At 55.1% G+C, this 12,905-nt stretch carries 7 protein-coding genes; 1 reads left to right on the top strand and 6 read right to left on the bottom strand.

The genetic code is table 11. The annotated features are described in order from the left end of the window. Positions 1–93 precede the first annotated feature (93 nt). Both pbpC and VRC33_RS16980 read right to left on the bottom strand, forming a co-directional pair. Entirely contained in the window at positions 94–2,415 is a 2,322-nt protein-coding gene (gene pbpC / locus VRC33_RS16975; RefSeq protein ID WP_338564324.1) for a peptidoglycan glycosyltransferase PbpC, read from the bottom strand. Positions 2,416–2,449: 34 nt separating this feature from the next. Next, complete coding sequence (locus VRC33_RS16980; protein WP_338557503.1) at positions 2,450–7,414, bottom strand: alpha-2-macroglobulin; 4,965 nt, start codon at positions 7,412–7,414, stop codon at positions 2,450–2,452. Between the two features lie 251 nt (positions 7,415–7,665). Between VRC33_RS16980 and sseA the strand changes: the two genes are divergently transcribed. After that, entirely contained in the window at positions 7,666–8,511 is an 846-nt protein-coding gene (sseA, locus tag VRC33_RS16985) for a 3-mercaptopyruvate sulfurtransferase (protein ID WP_338557504.1), read from the top strand. A gap of 172 nt (positions 8,512–8,683) precedes the next feature. On the opposite strand, the gene sseB is transcribed toward sseA, so the two are convergent. From sseB to iscR, 4 genes are all read right to left on the bottom strand, one after another. Further along, positions 8,684–9,463, bottom strand: a complete 780-nt coding sequence (gene sseB / locus VRC33_RS16990; protein WP_338557505.1) for an enhanced serine sensitivity protein SseB — start codon at positions 9,461–9,463, stop codon at positions 8,684–8,686. An 85-nt stretch (positions 9,464–9,548) separates the two neighbouring features. Continuing rightward, complete coding sequence (gene pepB / locus VRC33_RS16995) at positions 9,549–10,832, bottom strand: aminopeptidase PepB (RefSeq protein ID WP_338557506.1); 1,284 nt, start codon at positions 10,830–10,832, stop codon at positions 9,549–9,551. 166 nt (positions 10,833–10,998) lie between these two features. Further along, the gene (locus tag VRC33_RS17000) at positions 10,999–12,204 is read right to left on the bottom strand and encodes an IscS subfamily cysteine desulfurase (RefSeq protein WP_338557507.1); all 1,206 of its coding nucleotides are present in this window, start codon (positions 12,202–12,204) and stop codon (positions 10,999–11,001) included. Positions 12,205–12,321: 117 nt separating this feature from the next. Then, positions 12,322–12,819, bottom strand: a complete 498-nt coding sequence (iscR, locus tag VRC33_RS17005; protein WP_338576789.1) for a Fe-S cluster assembly transcriptional regulator IscR — start codon at positions 12,817–12,819, stop codon at positions 12,322–12,324. Positions 12,820–12,905 lie beyond the last annotated feature (86 nt).

Raw genomic sequence — 12,905 nt, forward strand, 5'->3', positions numbered from 1 at the left:
CCGCCCTTGCCTATCGGAGATTCAACAAATTACTAAAAAAAGCCGATCTTTAAATCCACAATTTTACAGCGGTTTTGTTTACCAAACTCACAATCACTCCAAAGTAAAAGTGGCTGCGGCGACTTGCCCACCTTCATCCAGCACCGTTAACTGGTAACTTCCGGCTTTGGACAGCGATAAACTCATCCTGTTTTGGGACTTTTCAGACGCAAGCGGTTTGCCGTCAAGGAACCACCAGCGTTGAGTTCCCTGGCCTCCCTGAACACTGGCCTCAGTTTCGAGCGCGCTTTTACCCGGTAGCCGGTGAAAGAGTTGTCCCTCACGCACACCGGTTAAAACCAGCGGTACCGCATTGCCAATTTCCAGCGGCGGACACTCTGGATCAACTGCGGGTAACCGCTGGGCTCTTCTTTCCGCACGGGGAAGCCAGGGTTCGAGTGGCAGAGGCCACAGGACGCGGCTTTCTAACCTGGCCTGCGGGCAATCCGCAGCAACCCGCAATCCCGCCTTATTAACCCAGACAGGCTGACGCAAACCCGCGAGATTCTCCTGGCCCGTTGCCAGTAATGTAGGGGGTGCTGTGCCCTCCAACAGCCAGCTTTTTCTCCGCTGACGGCAGTTGTTGTCCCCCTGCTCCAGAGCCTGCCCGCCTGGCCAGCACAAAGAAGCAGCCGTTACCGAAGCAGGACGTGGATCGGCCGGAAGCCAGTTGCCCCGAACACCCGGAGATGTCGCTACCATGTTATTGATTTGATTAAGCACGGGGACGGCGCTTGCAAAACCATACTGCCCGGCAACCGGCGTTCCATCAGGCCTTCCGACCCAGACACCAATGACATACCGGGGCGTAATACCTACCGCCCAGGCATCACGATAGCCATAACTGGTGCCCGTTTTCACCGCCAGTGGCGCTACGCCAGGTAAAAGGTCATCACTCACGGGTTTTGCCTCACCGGCCAGAATGCGGCGAATAATCCATGCCGAGCCGGGCGAAAGTAAGGGCCTTTCCATCAGCGGTTGCTGCGGCATAAAACGCAAACCAGTAGCCTGCCCTTTACGGGCAAAAGCACTGTAGGCCGCGACAATTTCATCCATTCTTGCGCCGGTTCCTCCCAGCACCAGAGAAAGATTAGGCTCTGCGGCCGGTGGGAAACGTAACCTCAACCCGACATTGCGCAGTCTGGCGGTTAAATATTTTGGCCCCAGAGCTTCCAGCAGCTGTACAGCAGGAAGATTAAGCGAACGGGTTAAGGCTTCGCTGGCGCTGACAGGCCCGTGAAAACCGGAATCAAAGTTGCCGGGACGGTAATCTCCAAAGCGACGCGGAACATCCTGCAGCAAGGATTCAGCAGCGATCAGCCCCTGATCCAGAGCCATGCCGTAGACGAAGGGTTTTAGTATCGAGCCGGGAGAACGGATACTGCCGATCATATCTACATGACCAAACCGGGAGTCATCATCAAGATCTACTGACCCCAGATAAGCCCTGACTTTCATGGTGGCGTGATCCACAACCAGAATGGCCATTGATGTTCGGGGAGGTAGCTGGTTTTTCCAGCCAGCGGCCAGCGCCTCAATCTGGCGTTGCATTGAGGCATCCAGGGTTGAAACCACTTTCTGCTGACCGGACATAGTCAGCAGCCGCCGGGAAAACAGTGGCGCCAGCTGCGGCATCTGCCGGGGAGCCAGCCAGACAGGTTCCTGATAGATTTCTTTAACCTGCTCTTCAGGCCAGACGCCCAGAGAGACCATGCGTTCAAGCACTTTATTCCGCGCAGCCTGCGCCCTCTCCGGCCAGCGATCTGGCCGTAACCAACTGGGCGCCTGAGGCAGCACGGCCAGCAAGGCGGCTTCACTCCGCGTCAGCTGTGAAGGCGGTTTCCCCAGCCAGGTCCAGCTTGCTGCTCCCACCCCTTCTACCGTTCCGCCAAAAGGGGCACGGTTCAGATAGAGCGTCAGGATTTCGCGCTTGGAGAGGTGCCATTCAAGCTGGACAGCACGCCATGCCTGCCAGAGCTTGGCGGTAAAGGTTCTTGGCCGGGGATCGATAAGGCGGGCAACCTGCATAGTTAAGGTGCTGCCCCCTGAAACAATCTCTCTACCCCACAAATCCTGCCAGGCAGCGCGAACAATCGAGAGAGGATTGATGCCTGGGTGATACCAGAACCAGCGATCCTCATAAGTCAGCAAAGCCTGGAGGTAAGATGGGGAAACCTCTTCAGGCGTAACAGGATAGCGCCAGACCCCCTGCGCATCCGCAAACCGCCACAGTGGGGTGCCATCTTCGGCTACCACCACACGCGCTGGCTGCAACTCTCTAAGGGGCAGCGGCCACTGGCGGTCTGCCAGCAATAAAAGCAGCGCCATAAAAAGCGGGATAGACAGCCAACGGGCATAACGCCATAGAGTCATCATCATTCAGTTGTGCCCGGCCACCGGGCACATTCACTCAGTGAATAGTCAGGCTGGCAGGCGTAATCCCCAGCGCCCGCCAGTCAGGAACATACATCGATTCCACCTGCGGGGGTGGCATCCGGTATTGCCCTGGCGTGACCGCCCTGGCCAGATACAACAGGCTCACGGGACGGTAGCCATCAACATCTACGGCGGCTACAAAACGGTCGTCCCGGAACTCGATATGTTTGATGTTAGCCTGCTGCATATCCCCCATCAGCTCCTGAACGGCTGCGGCACTCTCCTGCAGGCTGGCGCTGCTGTTAGCCAGATTCTGATTTTCCAGCTCCAGCCCTGCAGGAAGCAGATCGACCACCAGCGCATCCGGTACACGTCGATCGGCCCAGACTTTGAGACTGACCAGCACCAGATCACCGCTTTTCAGGTTCATCAGAGAGATCTCTTTGCCCTGAATGTCCATGTATTTACGTGAAATCTGCAGAACATGGTTGTAAGGCTCGGGCGTTGTAGCGGGATAACCCACCACATCCACTCGTCCGTATACTGCATCCACCCCATTGTTTTGCAGCTGGAAACCGTTCGATAACTGCTGCGGAGTCAGTGGCGTTGTGACCGGACCCTTTCCACGAAGTGGGCCCATGCCCTCGTTCGTATCTACCTGCCACTCACTGCCTGTGGCCTCATTCAACGTTCTTGCTACCAGGAACAACGCATTATTTTCCTGCGTCGAGAGCCAGCGCTGACCGTTAAGCTGCTGTGTCAGACTCAACAGCAACCGATCCTGAGCCTCTGGGAGCAGGTGATTTTCTGACAGCAATACGTACATCATCGCCTTATCACGGATTACGCTGCCATAGTCTTCAAGCCCCGCTGCCTGCGCGCTGCGGGCAGTTGCCACTCCTTTAGCCAGCGCCTGATTTGCCCGAGGCTCATCCCCCATCAGTTTCAGCGCTACGCCGAGTTGCACCAGCGAGAGGCCGGTTTTAGCCTGGTCGTTTTTGTCGAACAACGCGCGCAGTGCCCCCAGCGGGGCCTTTTGCTGGCGGGCCAGCACCAGACCGGCATAGGCCTGAACGCCAAAACGCACAGCCGTGGGTTCGCCGTAATAAACATCGATCTGGCTGGGATCCTGCAAATAACGCAGCAACCGTTGACTGGCATTCTCAATCACGGATTTTTCGACGCCATAACCCTGCTCGTTGGCGCGCACCAGGAAGTCCGTGACATAAGCGGTCAGCCAGAACTCTTCCGGACTCTCTTTACTCCACAGGCCAAAGCCGCCGTTCGCTCGCTGCATTCCTGCCAGTCTGTCGATGCCAACATCAATGGATGCCCGTCGTGCAGCATCCGTACTGCTCCTGATGCCCAGCGCTTTCAGCTGCATCTGATTGGTGAACAGCGAAGGATAGAGGCCGCTGGTTGTCTGCTCAAGGCAACCATAGGGATAGGCATACAGCCCGGAGATATAGCGGGCTATATTCAACGGGGGCTTATTGCTGAGCACCAGCTGGCCTTGCAACGTCTGCGGCACAAGGCCGTTTACAGCTTCACCTGGCAGGCTCCAGGGAAGGTTTGTATGGAGTACCGGCGTAAAGCTTCTGGTCTCTGCCGGCCAGGCAGGCCGTACCCCAATTTTCCACTGCTGTTTCAGTGGCGGCAGGGTTTCACCCGGCAGTGAGAGGCCGGTGATTTCCGTGCCGATCTCTCCCTCGCCAAACCCTTCCGCTGCCTCGATTGGCAGGAACAGGGTTTTACGCTCCCCGGCCTGCAGGATCAGAGAATGCGTCTGCGCATCAACCAGATTAACCAGGCCGGAAGCCCTGGCGGCAATTTGCAGAGTTTGTGGTTGAGGCGTCAGGTTAGTCACATCCATTGCCAGCCTTGCACTGTCACCGCCAGCCATAAAGCGCGGCGTGGCGAGTTCACTGACCAGCGGGGCGGCCACCACCACTTTTTTCTCCGCCGAGCCAAAGCTGCTGTCACTCCAGGCCTGCGCCATCAGTCGCAATTCGCCATTAAACTCGGGTACCTGCAGGTCGAGCGTTCCTTCCCCGTTAGCATCAAGCGTCACGGCCTGAAGCTGCTGCGCCACAATATTGACCTGCGTCACCGGTTTTTTACCGCCCCGGGCCAGGGGATCTTCATCACCGTCACCGCCATAACGTAGCGTTGCTAACCGTCCACTGCCTTCGATCAGTTGCCCATAGACATCGTACTGATCGGCGTTATAGCGCTTACGGCCAAAGAACGCCCCCCAGGGATCGGGCGTTTTATAATCAGTAATACTCAATACGCCGCTGTCTACTGCGGAGAGCAGCACCGTGATTTTTGCCGGAACCGGCCCATTCTCTGTCGCGGCCTTAACCTTCACTTTCAGCGTCTGCTGTGGCCGGACTTTGTCAGTGGCCTCAAGGCTAAGAGTCAGACGGCGGTTTTCCTGCGCCAAAGGCAGATGCAATAATCCTACGGCACGTTTCGGCGTGCTCGCCTGCGATTTATCTCCGGGGCGGATAACCAAAGCACTGAGATAGAGATCGTGACGTTTCCAGTCACTCTCCACCGGAACGTCAACGTCGACCCCACCTTCGGGAACCGTAATTTCTTTCCACCACAGTGGGCCGTTGCTGGATTCCACCATCAGATAGCCTTTACCTGGCGCAGGTGATTCAACGTGAACGGTAGCTTTTTCTCCGGGCTGATACGAGGGCTTGTTCAGCTTCAGCTTCACCTGGTCGGGGCGCAATGCTCCCGAGCCGTCGGTATTATCCTGCCAGCTGTATCCGGCCCAGAATCGCACGCTGCTGACGGCGCTGTTTTCCTTAGAACGGACTTCCAGGCGGTAAGAGCCCCAGTCCACCGGATACTCAACCCGCGCCGTACCCTCTGCGGTAATCGACACGCTACGCTCGTCCTCAACCAGATCTTTCTGCTCAAAACGAGACTGCCAGCCTTCGCTGTCTGAGAAACTCCAGTAGTAATCCCGCCGCTCATGGATCAGACGCACATCAAGGTTTTCTGCCGCCAGCTTTTTTCCCTTGCTGTTGGTGAAGATCAGGTCAAAAGCGGCTGTACTGCCCTCTTCAACCATTGGCTGACTGTGATAACTGTCGCTGCGGTAGTCATACACCTCCTTGTTGCCAAACAAAGGACGAATCCCGGCCAGGGCTTCTGCTGGCCAGACAGCCTGTGTGGCGCGACGAGTGACGGGTCGCCCACCGGTTTCCAGCAGGCTGGCCTGAAGGATGACATTCAGTGGGGAATGCGCATCTTTCCAGGAAGATTCAGCGATTAAACTGCTGTTACCCTTAGCATCCAGCTTGAGGTCAACTTCATCCAGGTTGCGTTTGAGATCGGCCTCATTAATGTCGCCAAACTGGTAGCCTGGCAAACTGGCTACGGCCTCTCTGAGGGGACGAATGAACAGCTGGCCCTGTAAGCTATTTCCGGCGGCAGGAGCGCCGTAGAGATAGCGGCCATTAACCTGGAAGGTGGCATCCTCATCCATTGCCAGAGGTGTTGGGACGGTTTTCAGGCTCAATGCCATCCGCTCTGGCATGAAGTCTTCTACATTGAAAGCCCAGCTCCGTTTATGGCCATCGCCCGTGTCCATACGGAAAGACCATTTCCCGGTTGAAGCGGATTCAGGCAGGGCGAAACGATATTGATACAGGCCGTTTTCGGGCTGCAAGACCAGCGTACGCGCAACTTCACCATCTGGTTTAACCACTTCCAGCTTCACGGGTTGCGGCGGCAAAGGCTGACCATCGGCATCACGCATCAGGGCATTTATCACCACTGTTTCACCTGGCCGGTAGAGATCGCGTGGGCCAAATATAAATACCTGTTTGTCATAACCTTCCGGCCCGGCGACGGCAAATTCAGCCAGATCCAGTGCCGGACGGGTCAGATCAAGGAGTGTGGTTTGTTCACCCTGCTTTGCGAGCACTAATCTGGCTTTGGAAAACGCGGCAAAATCAGCATGCCCCTGAGCATCCGTACGGGTTTCTGCCAGTATCTGGCCTTTTTCATCCAGTAGTGAAAGCAGGGTGCCGGACAGGGCCGAACCGTTCTCCAGACTTTGCGCAAACAGTGAGAGTTTTTCAGGGAACTGGTGCAGGGAGAGACCAATATCGCTCAGCGTAAACAGGGTCGCAGGGTTGCTGTAATTATAGGAGCCAGCCTGCTTCATCACCGCCAGATAAACACCAGGCTGCTTAAGCGCCTCAACAGTGCCGATTGGCAACTGCAATTTTTCACGTGTATTGCGCTGGGGATTGAGATCAAAACGGCCGCTATATACCAGCTCAGCTTTGCTCATCACTTCGGTTGACTGCCAGGTAGAGAGCTGAGTGCTGTACTGCCACGAGGCGAGAAATGAAGGCAGCGAGGCCGGTTTAACCCGGAAAAAGTCGACATCGATGCTGTTAATATTCAGGGCCAGGACAGGCAAACCCTGAGTGATTCGCGCAGGCAGTAAAGAACCCCGACTGGCAAATCCCACCATCGGCTGGATATCACGCGTGTCGATTTTTTGCTGAAAGCTTTGTTCCAGCGTGGCGCCATTTGCTGCCTTCAGGCCACTGTCCACCGAGACAATCAGCTCACGGGCAGGCTCAAGATGACGAAAACGAAGTTCTCTGCGATTGGCTGACAGCTCCCATCCCCCTTCAACAGCCCCGCTTTTACTGTCAATAAGATGCAGCTGACTGGCATAGTTTTGCTGATCATCCAGCGCCACAGAAAAGGTCAGTACCAGCGTTGCTGCGCCGTCCAACTGAACTTCGGAAGCATCAAGAATGGTTACGGGTTTGCCGGCATCCCGCTTTGCCGCTGCTGAACGCTGCGCTTCAGTGAGTGCCGGGGGTTTGCTGGCGCTGGCGGGAGCGGAAGCGCTCTGGCTGGGTTTTGCAGACGAAATTTTATCTTTATCATCGCAACCGCTCAGCAAAATCAGCGAAAATAGCGCCGCAAGGCTGAATAGCGTCCTGTTAACGTTCATTATCACTCCATGGCCAGTGCCAGAAAATTATGCAGCATAGTATGACGGGAATAGCTGTAAAAAAAGCCTCTGCATTCATTTCTGGTAACGTTTCGCAATCTTTTTAAGCTTCGTTCATGACGTTACATTCCACTGCGAAACGTCTTCAGAATCTCACGTAATATCATTTGCATAGTGCAGAACATCTTGTGATGGCTGGAGAGCGCGTTACACTGAACTTCAGATCCTTTATTGCCCCTAGCGAGGCCGTTATGACTTCCTCTTTTTTCGTTACTGCCGACTGGCTGGCAGAGCATCTCTCCGATCCAGATTTGCAGGTTGTGGATGCCCGCATGTTGCCGCCAGGTCAGGAAAATCAGCGTGACATCCAGGCGGAATACCAGGCAAAACATCTACCAGGCGCACCCTTTTTTGATATCGAAGCGCTGTCCGACCACACCAGCGCTTACCCCCATATGCTGCCCAGGGCAGAGACATTTGCCGTAGCGATGCGTGAACTGGGTATCAGCAGCGATAAACATCTGGTGGTTTATGACGAAGGCAATCTGTTCTCTGCCCCACGAGCCTGGTGGATGCTGCGCGAGTTTGGCGCGGCAAAGGTTTCTATTCTTGCTGGCGGCCTGAAAGGGTGGGAAGAGGCAGGGTTTGAGCTGGAAAGTGGTGCGGTAACGCTGCCGGAAGCCGAGTTTGAAGCGCATTTTGATACGCAGGTCGTCAAACGCCTGACGGATGTTCTGCTGATCAGCCACGAAGGTGGCGCGCAGATTGTAGATGCCAGAGCGGCTAACCGCTTTAAAGGAGAAGTCGATGAGCCACGCCCGGGCTTACATCGTGGACGTATTCCTGGCAGCCTGAATGTGCCCTGGAATACGCTGGTGGATGAGGGCCAGCTTAAATCGTCTGAACAGCTAAAAGCTATATTCAGCGCACAAGGTGTTGATCTGACCAAACCGATCGTGACCAGTTGTGGCTCTGGCGTCACTGCGGTGGTGGTAATTCTGGCGCTGACCACGTTGGGAATTGAAAACGTCAGGCTGTATGACGGCTCATGGGGAGAATGGGGAAGTCGTGATGATTTGCCGATTGCGGTGGGCTGAGAAAGGCAGGCAAAACAAAGTCATGCCGGGCTGCTTCAGGGCTTCGTGATCCCCCGTTGTCTGCGCCTCCGGATGTCAGGGCAAAGTCTGACATCCGGGGCGTAGATTTAACCAGCTACGTGGCTTTGTGAAGAGTATCCAGGCTTACAGAGGTTTTGCTGCCTGGCTAAATTCAGGAAGGCTTATCCGTAGCCTTGAACTCTCGCAGGAAACTGCCCCACTTACGCTCGTAAAACGGGGTGATATGAGCGGTAAAAAAGTGGCTGATGCCCTTGTCGTTTTCCACCACTTCGCAAATATCCACCGGTTCATCTTCCAGTAGCGTATCCGTAGCCACGCTGCCTGCCGCCTGAATGATTGCATCAATATCACTGTCAGCCTCTATGCCTATCAGCAGGTTGGGCTGCTCTTCAGCGGATTCTTTGATATGCGCAACATAAGCCCGGCGAACCTGCTTGTATTTGGCAAACAATTGGGTCAGCGAAGCGATCATCTGAGCAGGTGGCTCTGCAATTTCTGACAGCAGGAGTGACGTTCCCCCTTCCAGTACCGTCTGCTGGCTCAATGCACTGGCTCCTTCGCCTAACAGACTGGTTATTTCACGCGGTGAGAACTCTTTACCTGACTCAAGTTTAGGGTTCAGAAACAGCGTTTCTCCCATCGTCATTTCAAACAAAGTGCGCACGGGCATAACAAGGAAGGGTTGTTCCCCGGTAACTGCCTGTTCCAGCGCAGTGAAAGAGGTAAAGAAAGGGATGATGCTGGTGCCATCATCTTTCTCCCAGTGCTGTAAATCTACCTGGGTTTCTGCCGTTACCGGCTGTTGTTCAGGGCTTTCACCCGGCACCCAAACGCTGGATTCCAGCAGCAGAGTGAAAAATTCAGGACGATGGGCAGGCTCAGTGGCCGCCAGTTTTAGCACCTCTTCAAGGCGCTGGTTGGTTTCGTTCATCAGCTCGATCCGCTTCACAAAATCAGGCGGGCTTACCCCGCCTCTGAGGACAATCGCACCATCTGCCCCCGACATAATTCTGCTGCTATTTCAGCAGCATATTGGCTACGGTACGCACTCCCAGGCCTGTAGCCCCGGCAGACCACTGATCCACAGCGCCTTTACGGTAGGTCGCAGAGCAGTCGATATGCAGCCAGCCCTTCTGATAATTTTTCACAAAATGGGAGAGGAAGGCTGCTGCGGAACTGGCTCCGGCGGTGTGGGAAGGCGCAGCGATGTTGTTCAGATCGGCAAAATTCGACGGCAGATAGCTGCGGTGGAATTCCGCCAGTGGCAGACGCCAGAAAGGTTCGTTTTCACCGGTGGCACTGCTCATCAGCGACTGGGCCAGTTCGTCATCAAAACTGAACAGCGCATGGTAATCATTCCCCAGTGCCGTTTTAGCCGCACCGGTCAGAGTGGCCGCATCAATCAGCAGCTCAGGGTTCTGCTCGCTGGCATCAATCAGACCATCAGCCAGCACCAGGCGGCCTTCCGCATCCGTGTTCATCACTTCCACGGTTTTGCCATTACGGTAGCTGATGATATCGCCCAGACGGAAAGCATTGCCGCTGACCATATTGTCGGCGCAGCAGAGGTACAGTTTAACGCGTTTGGTCAGTCCACGGCTGATAGCCAGAGCCAGGGAGCCGGTCAGCGTGGCGGCACCGCCCATATCTGACTTCATGGAGTCCATTGAGCCGCTGGGTTTCAGGCTGTAACCACCGGTATCGAAGGTGATGCCTTTGCCAACAAGGCAGGCAAACACCGGCGCTTTTTCATCTCCGGTAGGGTTGAAATCCAGCGCGAGCAGAGCCGGGCTGCGGGTTGAACCCCGGCCAACGGTATGCAGGCCCATATAGCCCTGCTTACGCAGATCTTCGCCTTTGGTGATACGGTAGCTGACGTTGTTACTGCCCACGCCACTCAGCAAATCTACCGCACGCTGCGCCAGTTGTTCCGGGCTCAGATCTTCTGCCGGAAGGTTGATGGTGTCGCGCACCCAGTTGATGATCTTCATCCGGCTGTCGAACTCAGCGCGGTCGCTGTCATTCAAAGGTGCCCACTCCACGGTGCGCTCGCCTTTCGGGCTGCGATAGCCCTGCCAGAATGCCCAGCTTTTTTCTAAGTCCCAGTCGCCGCTCAGGCTGACATGACGGATGCCTTGTGCATCAATTTTTCGCGCGGCACGCTGAATAGTGGTCAAAGCATCGCCGCCGGTCAGATGAATAGTCATGCCGCTGTTGTTGCTGGTCAGGGTCGCTTTTTCGCCCCAACGTGCGTCTGCCGCTGCCGTTGACAGCGTTATTTTCATTGGTGTGGTTGTCATCGACTGGCTCCTTTAGTAGGTAAAAAAGTGCTCCGTCCTGAAAACGGTCGGTCACTACAATAAACCTTTATTGGCTTTCGTCTAACCAGACTAACAGAAATCATGTAAAACGGGCTGAATGTGGATTCAGCCCGTGGGGTCATTCTGCGGTCATAAGCCCGAAGGCTCAGGAATGGGTGGCGGCTTTAAGACCGGATTTTTTGAACGCCAGCCATTCCGGGGAGAGCTCGCGCAGACGGGCAATCGACTTCTGTACCAGTTGAATGGCGTAATCGATCTCCTCTTCGGTGGTAAAACGCCCTAAAGAGAAACGCAAAGAACTGTGTGCCAGCTCATCGTTCAGCCCCAATGCCCGCAGGACGTAGGAGGGTTCAAGACTGGCGGAGGTACAGGCAGACCCGGAGGAGAGAGCCAGATCCTTCAGCGTCATGATCAGGGATTCACCGTCAACGTAGTTGAAGCTGATGTTAAGAATATTGGGCGCGCCTGCCACAAGATCGCCATTAAGGTAGACTTCCTCAATAGCACTGAAGCCGGTCCACAGCTTATTTCGCAGCGCACTAAGCCTGGCCATTTCTTCCGCCATCTCTGCTTTTGCTATACGAAAGGCTTCGCCCATCCCGACAATCTGATGCACCGGCAGCGTGCCGGAACGCATGCCGCGCTCGTGCCCGCCACCGTGAATCTGAGCTTCCAGACGGATCCGCGGCTTACGACGCACATATAATCCACCAATCCCTTTGGGGCCGTAAATTTTGTGGGCGGAAAAAGAGGCGAGATCTACCGGCAGTTGACTGACATCAAAGGGTAATTTTCCGACGCTTTGCGTGGCATCAACATGGAAGAGGATCCCGCGCGACTGGCAGATTTCCGCAATTTTAGCGATATCCTGCACCACACCCGTTTCATTGTTCACATGCATGATGGAAACCAGAATCGTGTCGTCGCGCATGGCGGCCTGCAATTTATCAAGGTCAATGACGCCGTTGCTTTGCGGCGCAAGGTAAGTTACCTCAAAGCCTTCACGCTCCAGCTGAATACAGGTATCCAGAACCGCTTTATGTTCAGTCTGACTGGTGATGATATGCCTGCCCTTCTCACGGTAGAAGTGGGCAGCGCCTTTTATGGCGAGATTATCGGATTCGGTTGCGCCGGAGGTAAACACTATTTCACGGGGATCGGCCCCGATAAGCTCAGCGACCTGATTACGGGCAATATCCACAGCTTCTTCGGCCTGCCAGCCAAACCGGTGTGAGCGGGAAGCGGGATTGCCAAAGGTGCCGTCCAAGGTCAGGCACTTGATCATTTGCGCGGCTACGCGAGGATCGGCAGGAGTTGTTGCGGCGTAATCGAAGTAGATCGGTACTTTCATTGCTCTCGAACTCCATACATCAGCAAAATGTAAGTCATTCAATGCGTACCGATCTTAAATTATCCTGCCACCACCGGCTTATGGCACGCTGAGCCAGTGGGCAACGGTTAGCGACAATCAGGCACGCAGATTGACGTTAATGGTTTCATGCACGCGGCCAGAAGAGACGCGGGCTTTCTCAGTATTGTTCTGACGGTCGGCCACATCCAGGATCTCCTGGTTGTTCACCAGCTCTGCCAGCGTAATGTTATTCAGGAAGTCGCTGATACGCTCACTCAGGTCACGCCACAGCACGTGCGTCAGGCAGCGCTCGCCGCCCTGGCAGCCTTCTTTGCCCTGACATTTAGTCGCATCCACAGACTCATCAACAGCGGTAATTACCGCGCCGACAGCAATCGCATCAGAGCTTTTACCCAACAGATAACCACCACCCGGACCACGAACGCTGGCTACTAGACCGTTTTTACGCAGGCGTGAGAACAGCTGCTCCAGATAAGAGAGAGAGATGCCCTGGCGCTCTGAAATATCAGCTAACGGCACCGGCCCTTCGTGAGAGTGAAGTGCAACGTCGAGCATAGCAGTAACAGCATAACGGCCTTTGGATGTCAGTCTCATGGCGTAAACGACCTCAGTAGAACCCTGGGTGGGTGTTAACAAAAAGATGGTCGCAAGTCTGACATTCCCGAGTAAATTGGTCAAGT

It is taken from the genome of Erwinia sp. E_sp_B01_1, from assembly GCF_036865545.1.
Lineage (GTDB): Bacteria > Pseudomonadota > Gammaproteobacteria > Enterobacterales > Enterobacteriaceae > Erwinia.

What these genes read in the sequence shown, in the direction of transcription:
- pbpC (WP_338564324.1), bottom strand. Translation starts at nt 2,415, where the DNA reads ATGATGACTCTATGGCGTTATGCCCGTTGGCTGTCTATCCCGCTTTTT.
- VRC33_RS16980 (WP_338557503.1), bottom strand. Translation starts at nt 7,414, where the DNA reads ATGAACGTTAACAGGACGCTATTCAGCCTTGCGGCGCTATTTTCGCTG.
- sseA (WP_338557504.1), top strand. Translation starts at nt 7,666, where the DNA reads ATGACTTCCTCTTTTTTCGTTACTGCCGACTGGCTGGCAGAGCATCTC.
- sseB (WP_338557505.1), bottom strand. Translation starts at nt 9,463, where the DNA reads ATGAACGAAACCAACCAGCGCCTTGAAGAGGTGCTAAAACTGGCGGCC.
- pepB (WP_338557506.1), bottom strand. Translation starts at nt 10,832, where the DNA reads ATGACAACCACACCAATGAAAATAACGCTGTCAACGGCAGCGGCAGAC.
- VRC33_RS17000 (WP_338557507.1), bottom strand. Translation starts at nt 12,204, where the DNA reads ATGAAAGTACCGATCTACTTCGATTACGCCGCAACAACTCCTGCCGAT.
- iscR (WP_338576789.1), bottom strand. Translation starts at nt 12,819, where the DNA reads ATGAGACTGACATCCAAAGGCCGTTATGCTGTTACTGCTATGCTCGAC.